The following is a 16,747-nucleotide window of genomic DNA, read 5'->3' on the forward strand; positions in this document are numbered from 1 at the left end:
TCGGCCCAGGGCTCGACGACGTGCTGCTTGGTTGCTTTGGGGAGGGCAATGTGGCGGATACCGCCATGTCCGGTGCCGGAACTACCGGGGGAGACGACCCCCTCCAGCGGGCGATATGGCGGCTGCGCTCGCGCGGCTGTTGGACCGACGCGGCTGCCCTGCTGACGCCGCACCTGCCCGACGCCGGCGCGGCCGTGCAGCGGACCGCTCTGCTGGTCGAGCGGTGCCTGTTCACCGGGCAGGGCTGGGCGGAGGCGGAGGACGCCCTGCGGGTCGCGGAGGCGGTGGCCCACGACGACGACGAGCGGGGCTCGGCGGCGTGCGAGCGGGGGCAGCTGGCGTACGCGGCCACCGTGCTCGGGGTCCGCGACCGCTCGGACGAGGCCCGGTCGGCCCTGGGCCGGGCGGCGGCGCTGCTGTCCCCGGGGTCCCGGACCCGGCCCTTGCTGGACTTCCGGCGCGGCCTGGTCGCGGAACACCTGGCGGACGCCCCCCAGTCGGCCCGGCCCGCGTACCACCGCGCCCATGCCGGGGCGCTGGCCCACGGGGACACCCTCCTCCTGTCGTTCACCTGGCGGCACCTGGCGGCGCTGGCCCTGCGGGACGGGGAGGTGGCGGAGGCCCGCAAGGGCTTCGCGGAGTCCCTGCGCATCCGGGAAGAGCTGGGGTTCCTGATCGGCACGGCCCCGGCGCTGGCGGCGCTGGCCGAAGCCGAGCCGGAACCGGAGGCCGCGCGCCTCCGCGCGGAGGCCCGCCGGCTGTTCCACCTCCTGGGCGGCATCCCCACCTGGCTGGCGGACCAGCTCCACCCGGCCCCGGCCACCTGACGGCGCGGGCCCCTGCGGGGGCCCGGTCAGGTGCCGGTCAGGTGCCGGTGAAGTGGTTGCGGATCAGGGGTTCGATCAGGGGGAGGTCTCCTGCGATCAGGGCCTCCAGCAGGGCCGAGTGCTCCGCCGCGTCCGCGACGAGGTCCGCCCTGCGGACCCGCGGTGCGCCCGGCAGCGGCCACTGGGACCGGCGGTGCAGTTCCTCCGCGACCTGGACCAGCTGGTCGTTCCCGGCCAGGGAGAGGACCTCCCGGTGGAAGGCCCGGTCCGCGTCCGCGTACCGCGGGAGGTCACCGGCCTCGGCGGCCTCGGCCGTGGCGGCCGCCGCCGGCCGCAGCGCCGACCAGGTCTCGGCCGGGACCGTACGGGCGAGGCGCAGCATCACCGGGACCTCCAGCAGCGCGCGGACCTCCGCCAGCTCCGCCAGGGCCCGCGGCGTACGCGACAGCACCCGGAAACCCCGGTTCGGGAGGCATTCCACCGCCCCCTCCAGCGCCAGCTGCTGCATCGCCTCGCGCACAGGCGTCGCGGAGACGCCGAAGCGTTCCCCCAGGGCCGGCCCGGAGTAGATCTCCCCCGGCACCAGCTCCCCGTCGACCAGGGCGGCGCGCAGCGCGTCCAGCACCTGTCCGCGCACCGAATGGCGCAGCACCTTCTGCGTCGGGATCAGCGCCGTCATCCCGACGTGGGCCGCTTCGTGCACTCGGTCCTCCTCGGGGTCTCGACCTGGGCCCTCAGAGGATAGGCGAATCGATCCCGCAAGTGCTGGTACAGGCCACCGAGATCAGTTAAGGTAAGGCTTACCTTTGTCCGTCGTCCTCGTGTGGATCGGTGGTTCCGCCATGCCCGACAGCTCCGTCGACGCCCCGCCCCCGGCCGGCTCTCCGGTGGCGGACGCGTACGCACGCCTGTCGCAGGTGTACGGCAAGCTGCAGATCACCGAGCGCGCAGCGCACGAGAGCGCCCCTCGCGGTGTGGGGTGGGTCGGTGCGGACGCGCTCGCGGCGGGCGGAGCGGAGCTGGACGGGTACCTCGCCTGGGACGACGCCCAGGTCCTGCGGGACTACGGCCGCCAGGCCCGCCCCGATGTCGTGGCCACGTTCGGCTTGCACCGGTACGCATGGCCCGCGTGCCTGCTGATCACGGCCCCCTGGTTCCTCCACCGGCGGGTACCCCTGCTGTCGGCGCAGCAGGTGGCCTTCCACCGGACCCAAGGGCGCATGAACGTACGCGTCGAGTCCTTCGCCTGCCTGCCGGACGACCCGGCGGGCGCTCTCCCCGGGGCCCGTGTCGTGCCCGACGAGGAGGCGCTGCGCGGTGAGGTGCGGGCTGCGGTGGCCCAGCACCTCGAGCCCCTCCTGGACGGCTTCGGCCCGCGCACGCGGCGCGGCCGCCGCGCCCTGTGGGGCATGGTGACCGACGAGATCGTCTCGGGCGTCTGGCACCTGGGCAAGCTCGTGGGCGAGGAGCAGCGGGCCAGGGCCGAGCTGGAAGCGCTGCTGCCCGGCATGACGGCCCCGTACACCGCCGGCGCGGCCTTCCGGATGCTCTCCGGCCCGGCAGGCGAACGGCTGCCCACCCGGGACCGGGCCAGTTGCTGCCTCTTCTACACGATCCGGCCCGAGGAGACCTGCACCACCTGCCCCCGCACCTGCGACGCGGACCGCATCGTCCGCCTCACGGCTGCCGCCTGACATCTGAACCCACTCGTCCGGCTGACCGTAATCGAACACAACTCGGCCCATACGAGCGGTAGTTCGAGCTACAACACCCTATCCGGCGGGCCGCACCCCCCGATGGCGTCCACTTGCCCCGAAACCCGCATGCCGGGCCGATCTCCTGCGCCACCATGGCTCCCGGAAGGCCGCATACGCGAGGCAGAGGCAAGGGACATCCGCATGAGACTGACCGACATATCGCTGGACTGGCTGCTGCCCGGCAGCCTGCTGATCCTGGGCGTACTTGCGGCAGTTGCGGTACTGGCCCGGGGCAAGCGGGAGGGCGACAAGGCCGCGGCCGACGACACCTGGGAGCGCAGCGAAGAGCGGAGGCGGCGCAAGGAAGCCGTCTACGGAACCGCCTCCTACGTCCTGCTGTTCTGCTGCGCGGCGGTGGCCGCCGCGCTCTCCTTCCACGGACTGGTCGGCTTCGGCCGGCAGAACCTGAACCTCTCCGGGGGCTGGGAGTACCTGGTCCCCTTCGGCCTCGACGGCGCCGCCATGTTCTGCTCGGTGCTCGCCGTCCGCGAGGCCAGCCACGGCGACGCGGCCCTCGGCTCCCGCATGCTGGTCTGGCTGTTCGCGGGCGCGGCCGCCTGGTTCAACTGGGTGCACGCGCCGCGCGGCATGGGCCACGACGGCGCCCCGCAGTTCTTCGCCGGGATGTCGCTCTCGGCGGCCGTCCTCTTCGACCGCGCCCTCAAGCAGACCCGCCGGGCGGCGCTGCGCGAACAGGGTCTGATTCCGCGGCCGTTGCCGCAGATCCGGATGGTCCGCTGGCTGCGGGCCCCCCGGGAGACCTTCGGTGCCTGGTCGCTCATGCTGCTGGAGGGGGTCCGCACCCTCGACGAGGCCGTCGACGAGGTGCGCGAGGACAAGCGCGAGCGGGAGCAGGACCGCCACCGCAGGCGCAACGAGAACCGGCTGGACCGGGCCCGCATCAAGGCCATGGGCCGGCAGAACCGGGCGTTCGGGCGATCCCGCGCCCGCCAGGTCGACGTGCCGGGGCTGGCCCCCGGGTCGGGCTCCGCGCCGGTCGGCGCGGAGCCGGCCATAGCGGAAACGGGACAGCTGCCCGCACCGCGCCGCCGGCCCTCCCTGCAGGCCGTGCACCGGACCGAGATCGCTGAGGTGACGGGCCCCCGGACGGTGGACCTCACCGCCGAGGACGACACCCAGACCATCCCCCGCCTCGACTCGCTCGAGCGCAAACTCAAGGACCTGGAGCAGCAGTTCGGCTGAGGCTGCACCCGCTCAGGACCTCGGAGGGCCCGCCGGTCAGGCGGGCCCTCCGCCGTGCGTCCCGCCGTACGACAGTCCTAGGGGGTGTCGTACATCGCGAGGGCGCCGTCCAGTTCGAACCACACCACCTTGCCGCCGGTCTTCACCGGCGTGTCCACACCCCAGGCGTCGGCGAGGGCCTGCACCAGCACCAGTCCCCGGCCGTGCGTACCGTCGTCGGCGGTCGGTACGTACGGCCGGGGCCGGCGCGAGGCGTAGTCCCGGACCTCCACCCTCAGCCGGTCCGCGGCGAGCCGCGCGGACACCTCCGCGCCCTGGTCGGTGTGGACGAGGGCATTGGTGACGAGCTCGGTGATCAGCAGCTCCGCCACCTCCGCGGTGTCGGCCGGGCACCGGTGGTGCATCAACTCCCGTAATGCCTTGCGCACTTCACCCACGGCCTTGAGATCCGCCCGGCGTACGCTTCGGGTGATCTCCAGCGTGTCCACCGCTCCCCCGCCCTCGCCGGACGGTTCACGCGGTACGGGCCGCCCTCTCCTCCACTGCTTCCCGGTCTTCGCCCCCACCCGCACGGCGATGTCCTCCCCCGTGTCCCATGGATCTCGAACTGGTCTACGGGATGCATGCCCGCCGGGGCAATCCGCACTCCTGCGGGCTTACGGGCGCAGCAGGTTGCACAGGCGGGATCGAGCCATCCGGATCATCCGGCCCACCCCTCCGTCCAGCACGATCTTGTCGGCCGAAAGTGCGAAACCGGTCACCGTCTCGGTGCTGATCCTGGGCGGAACGAACAAGGCGTTGGGATCGGTCACCCCGTCCACCGACGCGGGTCCCTTGTACCGGAAGGCGTCCGTCGGAGCCCCGGTGAGCTGCTCCGGCTTCTCGACCCGGACCCCGAACACGCCCGCCGCGCGCGCGGTCGCGGCGAAATCCGGGGCGTGACGGGTCGTTCCGTACGAGGGCAGGCCGGAAACCGGCCTCTCCAACTCGACCACTCCGAGCCATGAGTTGTCGAAGAGGACCACTTTGACGGGCAGGTCGTACTGCACCAGGGGGAGGAAATCTCCCCTCAGCATCGAGAAACCGCCGTCGCCCGACGCCGACACCACTTGACGGCCCCGCTCCGTGAACCGTGCGCCGCATGCCGTTCGGGAAAGATAGCGTGCCGCCCACCCGTTGCACATGCCCGTGCCGGGGGTGCACGTCGCATTCGTGCGTGGCCTCGTAGGGGGCGTCGTGGCCGCGCAGCCCGCTCATGCCGACTCGTACGGATGCCCGCTCCCGACCGGCCCGTCACCCGAATGGCGTAACAAGACGTGCCACCCACATGGGTGAAGATCACGCTGGTCAGTGCCCCAACCGCGGCAATCCGTGAAAGGCGAACCACATGCGCAGTCGACGAATCCTCGCCGCCGTCATGGCCACGGCGGCCCTCGCCGGACTCGGCCTCACCGGCGTCACCACCGCACAGGCCGCCACCGCACAGGGTGCTCCCTCCGACGTCACCCCCTCCCAGTGCCAGCAGGGCGGCGGCACGCCCGATCTGACGGACAACGTCTGCAAGGGCGGAACGTACAACGGGGAGAAGATCGACTAACCCCCTCCAAGGCGCCCCGCAGCCACGCGCCGCGGGGCGCTCCCGCACGAGCGTCGACGACGGGTTCAGACTGTCGCCGACGACGCCGTACATCCGGCGGACGCCGACGCACGCCGGCACGTAGGAGGATGTCCGCGAACTGTTACGCCTCCCAGACCGCGGCGGCCGTCCGGTCGTCGGCGTAGCCCTTGAGGCGGAGCTGTGTGTCCGCGAGGAAGGCCGCGAGGCCGGGCGGTTCCGGGTCGGCCCAGCGGGCCGCGAGTTCGGCCGAGAGGAGGGCCTCCTCGCGCATGGGGTCCGCGAGCCCGCCGGAGCAGAGCAGCAGGGTGTCGCCGGGCCGGGCCACGGCGGCCCGGAACCGGAACCCGTCGCCGGCGGTCTCGGCCGGGTCCGACTCCGGCTTCGGTTCCGGCTCCAGGTCCTCCCAGGCCCCGGCCCGGAGCCGGAACAGTCCGCCTGCGCCGGCGCCGAAGCAGACCCGGGTCTTGCACTCGGGGTCGATGGGGAGCAGCAGCACGCGCAGCCCGGCGGTGTACGCGTCCTCCGGGAGCCCGAGCTCGACGGCGTGCGCCCGCAGGCGGCCGTAGCCGCGGTCGGTGAGCCGCTGGAGCCCCGAGCGCAGCGCGTCGCGCCGGCCGGCGCGGATGTCGTCGGCCAGCCGGTCGCGGCTGCGGCCGACGGCCGATGCCATCCAGCGGCACAGTTCGACGGCAGCCTCGGCGGCGCCGGGGGCGGCCCGGTCGCCGCCGGCCAGGGCCACGAGGACGAGGGCGTCGTCGCCGGTGCCGAAGCGGGCGGTCAGCAGGAAGTCCCGCCGGGCCTCGCCGCGGAACCGGGCGGAGTCCCCGCGCACGGAGGTGGCGCGCAGGGTGTACGTACCGTGCCGGGCCCCCTCGAGGACGGTGTCGGGCACGAGCCCGTCGAGCACCCCCGGATCGGCGAGGGGCAGCGCCCCGGGCTCGGCGGCGTAGGTGGGCGCCCGGTCCCCGAGATACCCCACCACGGGCCGCTCCCCACCCCGGATCTCGGCCCCCGGGCCGGTTGCGGGCCGGCCGGGGGCCATCGGCCCGCCGCCGGATGCCGCCCCGGGCCGTGCCGCTGCCCCGGCCACGGCTTCGGGCCCGGCACCGGCGCCCGGCCGGGGCTCGCAGGCGGCGCCCACCTCCGCGGGCCATACCGCTCCCCCGGCTCCGGCCCGTGGGCTGCCGTCGGACACAGCGCCGGATCCGGGCTGGGCCGCAGGCACGGGCCCACTGCCGGGCCCGGCACCGGTGGCGGTCGGCCCCGCGGCCTCTCCGGACCGCGGGTCGGCATCGGCACGGGAATCGGCCCACGGTTGGGCCGACCAGGAACCCGGTCCCGCTCCGGGGTCGGCCCAGGTCTCAGGGGGACGCCCCGTGCCGTCCCCGGCCACGGGCCGGGTAGTGGGGGCCGCGCCCGTCCCCGGCTCGGCCGCCGTTCCGGAGCCGGTGCCGGGCCACGTGCCCGCCCCGGGCTCCGCAGGCTCGGCAGCCCGGTCCGTTTCGGCCCATGGCCCCGCTCCGGCTCCGGGCTCAGACCAGGGTTCCGTACCGGCGCCGGGTGCGGGGGCGGGCCAGGAGCCCGCGCCCTGCTCGGGGGCGGACTCGGGGCCCAGGGCCTGTTCACGTGCAGGCCAGGTGCTGGAGGCTCCCTCGGGGGCGGGGGCGGGGGACGGGGGCTCGGACGGGGTGTCGCGCGGGACGCCCCAGCGCCAGACCGGCAGTTCGGGCGGCTCGTCCGGGAGCGCCGGCGGCACGGTCACGCTGCCCAGGCCGTATCCGGTCGTGCCGGGTTCCCGGGGGTCCCGAGGTGGCGGCGGCTCCGGCGCGGCCTCGCGCCGCGGCCCCGGCAGCACCGCATGCGGCGGCGCCCCGGGCGGCTCGGCACCCTGCGGCGGCAAGAACGGAACGGGCGGCACGGCCTGCGGCCCCTGCCCAGGCCGCACAGCCCCCGGCGGCGGACCGGCCGGCACATCGGTCGGCGGCTGCGCCCGCCGCTCGAACCCCGACGGCGCGGACCCCGGGGCCGACCCCGGCGGCACAACGCTCGGCGGCGGACCGGCCGGCACAGCACCCGGCGGGGGCCCATGCGGCGCAGTCCCCGGCGGCGGACCGGTCGGCGCACCCCGCGGCGGCTGCCCCGACCGCTCGGACCCCGACGGCACGGACCCCCGCGGCTCGGCCGGCGCAGTACCGCGCGGCGGAGCCGGTGGCGCAGCGCCCGGCGGGGGGCCCGGTGGCGCGGGTGGGGCAGGGCGCGGGGTGGGGAGGGCCTGGGCCTGGGGGGACGTCACTGCCGACGCCGAGTGGAAACGGCTCTCCAGCGTGTCCCCCGGGTCCGGGACCGGTCCCGCGTCCGGGTCCTCGTACAGCTTCTGCCACCAGTCGTCCGCGCCCTGCTGACTCATGGGCTCATTCTCGGCCCCCCAGAGCGGCAGAAAACGCCGAATACGCGAAAAGGGGTCCACCGGGCCGCCGCCCGGTGGACCCCTTCCGTATCTCTCGTACGACCTACCGGATGTCGTACGCCCGCGCGACCGTCTGGGTGACGGCGGCGCCGTTCGTGTCGGTGAGCTCCACCTTCAGCGTCACCTGCCGGCCGGACCCGGCCCCCGCGTGGTTCACGACCGCCGACCACCGGCCGCCCCGCTCGGTGACGGCCGCCTGCGTCCAGTTCTCACCGTCGTACGAGTACGACAGCTTCACCGACTTCAGCGCGCCCGGCACGTACCCGGCGTGCCCTGTCACGGCCAGCCCGATCGTCTGCCCGTCCGCCGCCGGCAGCGTCTTCATGCCGTCCGCCGGGATCGAGATCGACGGGAACAGGATCGGGATGGCCTGCGAGTACTGGGCCGGGTCCTGCTTCGACCGGAAGGTCCACGTCGTCGCCACCGCCTGCGAGCGCTGCCAGGTGCGCGCGGGCTGGCCGAACTTCTCGATCTGCTGCGTCAGTTCGTACGCGGCCTCCTCCGCCGGGACCTCGAAGACCCCCGACGGGTACCAGCTGTCGCCGATCTGCTCGCCGTTCCGCTTGAGGACGAGCCCGCCGACGTCCCCGAAGGAGCCCGGCTGCGCGAAGTGCCCGGTGTCCCCCCACATCGCGGAGGCGAAGCCGATCAGGTTGCCCTGCCGTTCGGCGGCCAGCTGCGGCCGGCCCGCGAGGTCGCGGCCGGCGACCGGGCCGACGACCCCGTCGTACCAGCTCTCGCTGCGCTTGCCGCCCTTGGCGTACGTGCGCTGCTGGTCGGTCATGAACTCGCCCCACGGGAAGCTGCTGGAGACCATGTGGTCCCAGGCGGTGTCCCCGCAGGAGTAGAACTCGGTGCGCTTGCCCGGAACGGCCACGGTGTCCAGGCCGCCGAAGTACACGGCGTTGCCGAGCGGCCGGTAGGCGCCGGTCAGGTCGACGAAGTCGGCGGCGACGCCCATCGAGTGGTACGTCGACTCGGCGGAGCCGAGGTCGCGGTCGCGCACCCGGTAGGTCCGGTCCCCCTGCACCGCGCCCTTCTCCACCTGCGCCAGGTTGTAGACGTACGGGCTCTTCGCACTGCCCTTCCAGTTCAGCGTGACCTTGCCCGCCGCGAGCCGCGCGAGCAGGGCCTCCGCCTCCGGCTGCTCGATGGTCAGCGCCGGCAGGGAGCCGCCCGCGTAGCCCGTGAAGCCGACCCAGCGGCCGGGGGCGTCGCGGTGGGCGAGGACGGCCTTGGCCCCGGCCGCCTTCGCGTGGTCCGCGACCTCGTACAGCGCGCCGTCGGCGGCCTTGACCAGCACGATCGCCCCCTTCGCGCCGGCTGCGGCGAGCTCCTGCGGGGTGCCGGAGCCCGCGTCGACGAGCGGTGCGCTGCCGGCTGCGTCGAGGTTGTCGCTGCCGGTGGAGGCGGTGATCGGGTGCAGCGCCGGGCCGCCTGCGGCCTTCAGTTCGGAGATCAGCGGCGCGGCCGCGCGCCAGTAGCTGCCGAACTCGAACTCGCCTTCGTCCGCCCGGCCTTCGACCGAGGCGTAGTAGCCGCGGATGGTGCGCCCGCCCATCGCCGTACCGGCATGCAGCCAGGACTCGTCCCAGTACCGGGAGAAGGCGAGGGTGGTGTTGCGGGCCTCGGTGGGCCGGTCGGTGGCGATCGAGAGCCGGGCGGCCTTGCGGGCGTCCAGCACGATCACGGTGTCCTTCCTGACCTCCGCCTGGGGGCGGCCCAGGTAGGTGAGGGAGTCGTACAGTGCGGCCCCGTCACCGGCGTCGAGGGTGCCGACGAACGCGGAGAGGAAGTACGAGCCCGGGCGCACCCGGTAGACCTGGTCCGCGGCGCCGTCGTTGAAGCGGCGCTCCCCACTGGCGTCGTCGGTGCCGATGACGTCCAGGGAGGAGGGTCCGGCGGCGGGCTTGCCCGCGCGGTCGATCAGCTTGACGCGCAGGGTGACCGTCTCCGGCTCCACGTACAGCGAGAAGGGGGTGGAGACGTGCACGCCGTCCGCGGTGGCGACGACGCGCCCGGTGACGTCCCCGTACTGGGAGCGCTCCAGCCGGGCGGAGGGGTCGAGGGCGAGCGGCACCTTGACGGTGGCTCCGGCGGGGACGGTCACCGTACGGCGGTCCAGGCCCGCGATCCGGCTGCGAACGGCCGAGCCGTCGTTGCCGGTGACCTTCTCGACCGCCAGGTCCAGGGTGACGGGCCGGGTGCCGCTGTTGGTGTACGGGATCTCGACGCTCGTCCGGTCGCTGCGGTCCTGCGGCCAGTCGTACGAGCCGCCCTGGACGGCGGGGGCGCCGGTCACGGTGGTGTCGACTGCGGCCTTGACGTCGAGGCGGCCGCCGCCGGTCTGGCGTACGTCCCCGGGGACGCCGGAGTTCGCGGAGCCGACGAGGGCGGCCTTGACCTGCTGGGCGGTCCAGTCGGGGTGGCGCTGCTTGACGATGGCGGCGGCCCCCGCGACGTGCGGGGTGGCCATCGAGGTGCCGGACATGGACTGGTACGCGTAGACGCCGCGCCCGCCCATGGCCGCGGCGGAGATCCCGACGCCGGGGGCGGCGATCTCGGGCTTGAGGGTGTGCTGGGGTCCGGCGGGGCCGCGGCTGGAGAAGGAGGCCGTGGTGTCGTCGCGGTCGACGGCGCCGACGGTCAGCACGCCGGGCGCGCAACCGGGCGAGGAGACGGTGTTGTTGCCGGGCCCGGAGTTGCCGGCGGCGATGACGAACAGGGTGCCGCCGCTCTGCGCGAGCCGCTCGGCGGCGGCCGACATGGGGTCGTCGCAGGTGGTCCGGGAGGGGTCGCCGAGGCTCATGGAGACCACGTCGGCCTTGCTCTCGACGGCCCACTCCATGCCCGCGATGATCCACGAGTCGAGGCCGTAGCCCTCGTCGTTGAGGACCTTGCCGCTGAGCAGTTCGGTGCCCGGCGCGACGCCCTTCCTGGCGCCGCCGCTCTCGGCCCCGGAGCCGCCGACGGTGGAGATGGTGTGGGTGCCGTGGCCCTGGCGGTCCGCGTCGGTGTCGGAGTCGGTGAAGTTCTTCGACGCGGCGACGCGGCCCTTGAGGTCGGGGTGCTCGAGGTCGGTGCCGGTGTCGAGGACGGCGACCTTGGTGCCCTTGCCGTCGTACCCGGCGGCCCAGGCGGCGGTGGCGCCCACCTGCCGGGTGGACCGCTCCAGGTTCGCCCGGACCTTGCCGTCGAGCCACAGCTTCTTCAGCCCGCCGGCCGCGCGGGAGCGGGTGTCGGTGACGTCCGCCCAGAAGGCGGCGGACTGCTGCTTGTCGGCGGCGAGGGCGACGGCGCCGATGGAGCCGAGGACGAGGGAGCGTTCGGCGCCGCGCGGGGTGGGCGGTGCGTTGCGCGCCGGGTGGGCGGAGCCGTCATAGACCGCGATGAGCGGGAGCTTCTTGGCGTGCGCGTCGTCGTAGCCCTGCCGGATCAGGCCGGTGACGTTGAACAGCTCCTGGTCGACCGTGCCGGCGGCGAGGGCCCTGACCGCGCTCTCGGGGTAGACGTACAGGTCCTTGCCGCTCTGGCGGGTCTGCACGAGCGGCTGCGAGCCGTCCTCGCGCGGCATCGCGGTGGCGGCGGTGCGGCCGGCCGGGTCGGTGGACACCAGGATCCGGTCGCCGGTGACCAGGGTGACGGTGACGGGGGACGCGGGCTGCTTTCCGGCCGCCTCGCTCCCCGCGATCGGTCTCTTCCCCGTTCCTCCGGGCGCTCCGTCGATCGGCTGTGCCGCCGACGGGCCGACGGCGGTGACGGCCAGGACGGCCACGCCGGCCGCTCCCAGTGCCGTGCGCGATATCGGGCGCATCGCTCTCCCCAGGTGAATTCCGGCCAACTGCTCCATTGCAGGGCAAAGCTGCCCGCAAGTGGCTTCTGACCGGCGGATGTTGGTGCTGCGGTGGCGTCACCCTGGCAGAGAGCCGGGGGGTGCGGCGATGATGTCCGCGGCGGGTTTACGCCGTGGCTGCTTCCCGCCAGGAACAGCGTCGAGAGGGTGGGTGGACGGGTTGCTGAGTGCGATAGGCCTGGACGAGGGCCAGGAGTCGGCGTACCGCGCGCTGGTGGCGCTGGGGGCGGCGGAGATACCGGACCTGGCGCACCGGCTGGCGCTGCCGGTGCCGCAGACCGAGCGGGCCCTGCGGCACCTGGAGCGGCACGGGCTGGCGGCGCAGTCCTCGGCCCGGCCGGGGCGCTGGGTGGCGGCCCCGCCGGGGGTGGCGCTGGGGGCGCTGCTGACGCAGCAGCGGCACGAGCTGGAGCAGGCGGAGCTGGCGGCGGCGCTGCTGGCGCAGGAGTACCGGGCGGAGGCGGCCGAGCCGTCGGTGCACGACCTGGTCGAGGTGGTGACGGGGGCGAGCGCGGTGGCGCACCGCTTCCACCAGCTCCAGGTGGGCGCGGTCGAGGAGGTGTGCGCCCTGGTCAGCAGCCGGCCCCAGGTGGTGACGGGGATGGACAACGAGGCGGAGGAGCAGGCCGCCGCACGGGGCGTCGAGTACCGGGTGGTGATCGAGCGGGACGTACTGACCCTGCCGACCGGCATCCGGGAGGCGTCGACGGCGCTCGCGCGGGGCGAGGGGGTCCGGGTGACGGCGCAGGTCCCGACCAGGCTGGTGATCGCGGACAGGTCGCTCGCGCTCGTGCCGCTGACGGGGCCCGGGGCGGAGCCGGCGGCGCTGGTGGTGCACGCGTCGGGGCTGCTGGAGTCCCTGACGGGCCTGTTCGAGGCGGTGTGGCGGGAGGCGCTGCCGCTGCGGCTGGGGGACGACGGGGCGGAGGTGTCCGAGGGCATCCCCGACACCACGGACCTGGAGATCCTGACGCTGCTGCTGGCCGGCATGACGGACGCGAGCGTGGCGAAGCACCTGGAGCTGGGGCTGCGGACGGTGCAGCGGCGGGTCAAGGGCCTGATGGAGCTGTCCGGGGTCACGACCCGGCTCCAGCTGGGCTGGCATGCGTACGAACGGGGCTGGGTGGCCCGATAGGCCCTGGTCGGTCAGGCTGAGCGCATGGATCTGCCTCAGCTGCTCCTGGTGGGGCTGGTGCTGCTGCTCGGGGTGGTCGGGGTGCTGGTCCCGGGCGTTCCGGGGACCTGGCTGGTGTGGGCGGGCGTGGTGTGGTGGGCGCTGCACGTGCGGTCTGCGCTTGCGTGGTCCCTGCTGGTCTCGACGACGGCGCTGCTGCTGGTGGTCCAGGTCATCGAGTGGCAGCTGCCGCCGCGGCGGCTGCGGGGAGTGGGGGTCACCCGCCGGATGGCGGTGTACGCGGGTGCGGGGGCGCTGCTCGGCTTCGTGGTGGTGCCGGTGCTGGGGGCGGTTCCCGGCTTCGTGGGGGGCGTCTACCTGTGCGAGCGGCTGCGGCTGGGCACGCACGGCGAGGCCTGGGCCTCGGTCCGGGCGGTGATGCGGGCGGTGGGGACGAGCGTGCTGGTCGAGCTGCTCGCGTGCCTGATGGTGGTGGGCGCGTGGTTCGGGGCGGTACTGGCCGGCTGACGGACCGCCATGGCGTAACCCCACAAACTCCGGATGCCGAGTCCGTTGATCATCTTGCCCGTGCATCCAGGCCCTGCTTGTCACAGTGGAAGGGACAGCAGTCCGACCAACTGTGAGAAGACCACAAGGGGATGAGTCATGAGCGCTGACCACGCAGGCGTATCCGTCACCGGACTCGGGGCCACCACCCCGCTCGGCGGGGACGTGGAGACGACGTGGCGGGCGATGCTGCGCGGCGAGAACGGCATCGGGGCCATCGAGGAGGAGTGGGCCGACGCGCTGCCCGTGCGGATCGCGGGGCGGGTGCGGCAGGAGCCGGGTGAGGTGCTGGACCGGGTGCAGGCACGGCGGATGGACCGGTGCGAGCAGCTGGCGCTGGTCGCCGCGCGGGAGGCATGGGCCGGAGCCGGCCGGCCCGAGGTGGAGCCGGAGCGGCTCGCCGTCGTCATCGGGACCGGGACGGGCGGGGCGCTGACCCTGCTCGGGCAGGACGACGTACTGGAGGCCTCGGGCGTACGGAAGGTGTCACCGCACACCGTGCCGATGCTGATGGCGAACGGTCCGGCCGCCTGGGTGAGCATCGACCTCGGTGCGCGCGGCGGCGCGCACACCCCGGTCAGCGCCTGCGCCTCGGGCGCGGAGGCGATCGCGCTGGGCCTGGACCTGATCCGCCTCGGCCGGGCTGACGTCGTGGTCGCCGGGGGGACGGAGGCCTGCATCCATCCGCTGCCGCTGGCCGGATTCGCTCAGGCCAGGGCACACTCCACGCGCAACGGCGACCCTGCGGCGGCCTCCCGGCCCTTCGACACCGGCCGGGACGGGTTCGTCATCGGCGAGGGCGCGGGCGTGGTCGTCCTGGAGCGGGCCGCCTTCGCGGCGGCGCGCGGGGCCCGGGTCCACGCGACGCTGGCCGGGGCCGGCGTGACCTCCGACGCGCACCACATCACGGCCGCTCACGCGGAGGGCCAGGTACGGGCCATGCGGCTGGCGCTGGCCGCCGCCGGGCTCGCCCCCTCGGACATCGCGCACGTCCACGCCCATGCCACGTCCACGCCTTCGGGGGACCTGGTGGAGGCGCGGTCGGTCACCGAGGCGGTGGGCGGGCACCCGGCGGTGACGGCGACCAAGTCGATGACGGGTCACCTGTTCGGCGCCGCCGGTGCCGTCGGCGCGATCGCGGCGATCCTCGCGGTCCGGGACGGGGTGGTCCCGGCGACCCGCAACCTCGACACCCTGGACCCGGACATCGGCCTGGACGTGGTCCGGGGCCAAGCGCGGCACGGGCGGGTGCCGGCCGCACTGGCCAACGCGTTCGGCTTCGGCGGGCACAACGCCTCGCTGGTGTTCACGGCGTAGGGGGTGTCGTCAAAGTCCCGTCTGGCCTTTGACGACACCGTCCTAGTAGGGCTTGGTCAGGTCGGGGCTGGTGTTGCGTGTCCTGGGGGTTTGGTGTGGCGTTGAGGACGTGTGACACCGGAGGAAATCGCATCCGTACGTGCCGAGTTGGAGGACTTCGCGGCAGAGGTCTTCGAGCCGTTCGCGAGAAACGACCAGCGTCGGTGGGGGCAGGTCTACCTGCGGGGTCTGCTCACTGACGGGCAGCGTAAGTCGGTCGAGCCGATGGCTGCCCGGCTGGGTGAGGACGGGAACCGGCAGGCGCTGGCCCACTTCGTGACTACGAGCCCCTGGGATCCGGCGCATGTGCGGGCCCGGCTGGCCTGGAGGATGGAAAAGGCGATCCGACCCACCGCGGTGGTCGTCGACGACACCGGGTTCCTCAAGGACGGCAACGCCTCGGCGTGTGTGTCCCGGCAGTACACCGGCACTGCCGGCAAGGTCACCAACTGCCAGGTGGGCGTGTCCCTGCACCTGGCCTCCGACCATGCCTCAGCGGCGGTCGACTGGCGGCTCTTCCTGCCCGAAAACTGGGCGCCCGAGTCCGTGAAGGCGGACCCGGACAAGGTCGCCCGCCGCGCCGCCTGCGGCATTCCCGACGACATCGGGCACGTGGAGAAGTGGCAGCTCGCACTCGACATGCTCGACGAGACCCGCTCGTGGGGCATCGAGGTGCCGCTGGCCATCGCGGACGCCGGATACGGTGACGCGGCGGCGTTCCGGCACGGCGTGCAGGCCCGCGGCCTCAACTACGTGGTGGGCATCTCCACCACCCTCTCCGCCCAGCCCGGCGAAGCCGTGCCAGTCGCCGAACCGTACTCCGGGACCGGGCGCCCGCCGGTGGCGAAGTACCCCGACCCGCCGCGGTCGGTGAAACAGCTCGTCATCGCGGCGGGCCGGAAGGCAGCGAAACCGGTGCAGTGGCGTGAGGGCTCCCGGCCCGGCACGGGCCGCAGTGGCTTCAAGCGGATGTACTCGCGGTTCGTCACCTTGCGGATCCGGCCTGCCGGGCGCCAGACCCGGCAGGCCGTTGACGGCCCGGAACTGCCCGAGTGCTGGCTGCTGGCCGAATGGCCCGCCGGCCAGGCCGAGCCGGTCCAGTTCTGGCTGTCCGACCTGCCCGCAGACACCCCGCTGACCACCCTGGTCCGCCTGGCCAAGCTCCGCTGGCGCATCGAGCACGACTACCGCGAGATGAAGCAGGCCTTGGGCCTGGCCCATTTCGAGGGCCGCACCTGGAACGGCTGGCACCATCACGTCACCCTCGTCTCCGTCGCGCATGCCTTCTGCACCCTGCAACGACTGGCCCAAGCCCCAAAAGACACGGCGCCGGCCTGAGCCTCTACCGAATCGTCCGCGAGCTACAGACCCTCCTCGCGACATGGACCGGCGTCTGCCCCACCTGTCAACGCGGCATACCCACCCCAGCCCCGACCTGACCAAGCCCTACTAGGGCCATGGGTCTACGCCCGGTCGGCCGGAGGCCCGATGCGGGAAGCCGGTGGTGCGGCCAGGCTGGTACACATGACGGAGTTCAAGGGTTTCAGCGAGGCCGAGCTGGCATACCTCGGGTCGCAGCGGCTGGGCCGGCTGGCGACGGTGGACCCGGCCGGGCAGCCGCAGGCGAACCCGGTGGGGTTCTTCCCGCAGGAGGACGGCACGATCCTGGTCGGCGGCCTGGCGATGGGGTCGACGAAGAAGTGGCGGAACCTCCAGGGCAACCCGAGGCTCGCGCTGGTGGTCGACGACCTGGTGAGCACCCGGCCGTGGCGGGTCCGCGGGATCGAGGTCCGCGGCCGCGCCACGCTCGAGGTGGGCCCGCACGCGCTGGGCCCGCACTTCAGCCCGGAGGTGATCCGGATCCACCCGGAGCGGGTGATCGCGTGGGGCCTGGAGGCCTGACGCCCGGCCCCGTCCCCACGGCCTGACGCCACGGCCCGACGCCCGGCCCGACGCCACGGCCCGACGCCACGGCCCCTGCCGGA

Annotated in this window: 13 protein-coding genes and 1 pseudogene; 9 read left to right on the top strand and 5 right to left on the bottom strand. The window is 74.1% G+C overall.

Going from position 1 to position 16,747, the window contains the following annotated elements:
• Nucleotides 1-65 precede the first annotated feature (65 nt).
• Nucleotides 66-827 (top strand): hypothetical protein, encoded by a 762-nt coding sequence (locus tag AB5J51_RS10860; RefSeq protein WP_199827997.1) that lies wholly within the window; start codon nt 66-68, stop codon nt 825-827.
• Nucleotides 828-864: 37 nt separating this feature from the next.
• Here AB5J51_RS10860 and AB5J51_RS10865 read toward each other — a convergent pair whose 3' ends face one another.
• Entirely contained in the window at nt 865-1,506 is a 642-nt protein-coding gene (locus AB5J51_RS10865) for a GntR family transcriptional regulator (protein WP_136224516.1), read from the bottom strand.
• Nucleotides 1,507-1,669: 163 nt separating this feature from the next.
• On the opposite strand from AB5J51_RS10865, the gene AB5J51_RS10870 reads away from it, so the two are divergent.
• Both AB5J51_RS10870 and AB5J51_RS10875 read left to right on the top strand, forming a co-directional pair.
• A complete protein-coding gene (locus AB5J51_RS10870; protein WP_369777577.1) occupies nt 1,670-2,521 on the top strand; it encodes a (2Fe-2S)-binding protein in 852 nt (283 codons plus the stop codon).
• Between the two features lie 204 nt (nt 2,522-2,725).
• Nucleotides 2,726-3,787: a DUF2637 domain-containing protein gene (locus AB5J51_RS10875; RefSeq protein WP_053785648.1), complete on the top strand. Its 1,062-nt coding sequence runs from the start codon at nt 2,726-2,728 to the stop codon at nt 3,785-3,787.
• Nucleotides 3,788-3,864: 77 nt separating this feature from the next.
• Here the strand turns inward: AB5J51_RS10875 and AB5J51_RS10880 are convergent, their stop codons facing one another.
• Nucleotides 3,865-4,191 carry an ATP-binding protein gene (locus AB5J51_RS10880; protein ID WP_240805328.1) on the bottom strand — a complete coding sequence of 109 codons (327 nt, stop codon included), beginning with the start codon at nt 4,189-4,191 and terminating at the stop codon, nt 3,865-3,867.
• A gap of 252 nt (nt 4,192-4,443) precedes the next feature.
• Nucleotides 4,444-4,932: pseudogene (locus tag AB5J51_RS10885) on the bottom strand (thiamine pyrophosphate-dependent enzyme); the annotation flags it as partial.
• A 242-nt stretch (nt 4,933-5,174) separates the two neighbouring features.
• On the opposite strand from AB5J51_RS10885, the gene AB5J51_RS10890 reads away from it, so the two are divergent.
• Nucleotides 5,175-5,384 carry a hypothetical protein gene (locus tag AB5J51_RS10890; RefSeq protein WP_053785645.1) on the top strand — a complete coding sequence of 70 codons (210 nt, stop codon included), beginning with the start codon at nt 5,175-5,177 and terminating at the stop codon, nt 5,382-5,384.
• 142 nt (nt 5,385-5,526) lie between these two features.
• Here AB5J51_RS10890 and AB5J51_RS10895 read toward each other — a convergent pair whose 3' ends face one another.
• Together AB5J51_RS10895 and AB5J51_RS10900 are read right to left on the bottom strand one after the other, a co-directional pair.
• Nucleotides 5,527-6,387: a protein phosphatase 2C domain-containing protein gene (locus AB5J51_RS10895; protein ID WP_369777578.1), complete on the bottom strand. Its 861-nt coding sequence runs from the start codon at nt 6,385-6,387 to the stop codon at nt 5,527-5,529.
• A 1,528-nt stretch (nt 6,388-7,915) separates the two neighbouring features.
• Nucleotides 7,916-11,686 carry a S8 family serine peptidase gene (locus AB5J51_RS10900; protein WP_369777579.1) on the bottom strand — a complete coding sequence of 1,257 codons (3,771 nt, stop codon included), beginning with the start codon at nt 11,684-11,686 and terminating at the stop codon, nt 7,916-7,918.
• A 199-nt stretch (nt 11,687-11,885) separates the two neighbouring features.
• Between AB5J51_RS10900 and AB5J51_RS10905 the strand changes: the two genes are divergently transcribed.
• The 5 genes from AB5J51_RS10905 (at nt 11,886) to AB5J51_RS10925 (ending at nt 16,664) form a co-directional block, all read left to right on the top strand.
• Nucleotides 11,886-12,860: a helix-turn-helix domain-containing protein gene (locus AB5J51_RS10905; RefSeq protein ID WP_053785718.1), complete on the top strand. Its 975-nt coding sequence runs from the start codon at nt 11,886-11,888 to the stop codon at nt 12,858-12,860.
• Nucleotides 12,861-12,884: 24 nt separating this feature from the next.
• On the top strand, nt 12,885-13,367 hold the full coding sequence (locus AB5J51_RS10910) for a DUF456 domain-containing protein (protein ID WP_369777580.1): 483 nt from the start codon (nt 12,885-12,887) through the stop codon (nt 13,365-13,367).
• 138 nt (nt 13,368-13,505) lie between these two features.
• Complete coding sequence (locus AB5J51_RS10915) at nt 13,506-14,723, top strand: beta-ketoacyl synthase (protein WP_053785643.1); 1,218 nt, start codon at nt 13,506-13,508, stop codon at nt 14,721-14,723.
• 111 nt (nt 14,724-14,834) lie between these two features.
• Nucleotides 14,835-16,100, top strand: coding sequence for an IS701 family transposase (locus AB5J51_RS10920; RefSeq protein ID WP_369776581.1), 1,266 nt, complete (start codon nt 14,835-14,837; stop codon nt 16,098-16,100).
• Nucleotides 16,101-16,286: 186 nt separating this feature from the next.
• Nucleotides 16,287-16,664 carry a PPOX class F420-dependent oxidoreductase gene (locus AB5J51_RS10925; protein ID WP_053785717.1) on the top strand — a complete coding sequence of 126 codons (378 nt, stop codon included), beginning with the start codon at nt 16,287-16,289 and terminating at the stop codon, nt 16,662-16,664.
• Nucleotides 16,665-16,747 lie beyond the last annotated feature (83 nt).

It is taken from the genome of Streptomyces sp. R33 (assembly GCF_041200175.1).
GTDB classification, from domain to species: Bacteria; Actinomycetota; Actinomycetes; order Streptomycetales; family Streptomycetaceae; genus Streptomyces; species Streptomyces katrae_B.

Bases quoted from the DNA above. Each gene is read 5' to 3' on its own strand.
- AB5J51_RS10860 (WP_199827997.1), top strand. From the start codon at position 66: ATGTCCGGTGCCGGAACTACCGGGGGAGACGACCCCCTCCAGCGGGCG.
- AB5J51_RS10865 (WP_136224516.1), bottom strand. From the start codon at position 1,506: ATGACGGCGCTGATCCCGACGCAGAAGGTGCTGCGCCATTCGGTGCGC.
- AB5J51_RS10870 (WP_369777577.1), top strand. From the start codon at position 1,670: ATGCCCGACAGCTCCGTCGACGCCCCGCCCCCGGCCGGCTCTCCGGTG.
- AB5J51_RS10875 (WP_053785648.1), top strand. From the start codon at position 2,726: ATGAGACTGACCGACATATCGCTGGACTGGCTGCTGCCCGGCAGCCTG.
- AB5J51_RS10880 (WP_240805328.1), bottom strand. From the start codon at position 4,191: ATGCACCACCGGTGCCCGGCCGACACCGCGGAGGTGGCGGAGCTGCTG.
- AB5J51_RS10890 (WP_053785645.1), top strand. From the start codon at position 5,175: ATGCGCAGTCGACGAATCCTCGCCGCCGTCATGGCCACGGCGGCCCTC.
- AB5J51_RS10900 (WP_369777579.1), bottom strand. From the start codon at position 11,686: ATGCGCCCGATATCGCGCACGGCACTGGGAGCGGCCGGCGTGGCCGTC.
- AB5J51_RS10910 (WP_369777580.1), top strand. From the start codon at position 12,885: ATGGATCTGCCTCAGCTGCTCCTGGTGGGGCTGGTGCTGCTGCTCGGG.
- AB5J51_RS10915 (WP_053785643.1), top strand. From the start codon at position 13,506: ATGAGCGCTGACCACGCAGGCGTATCCGTCACCGGACTCGGGGCCACC.
- AB5J51_RS10925 (WP_053785717.1), top strand. From the start codon at position 16,287: ATGACGGAGTTCAAGGGTTTCAGCGAGGCCGAGCTGGCATACCTCGGG.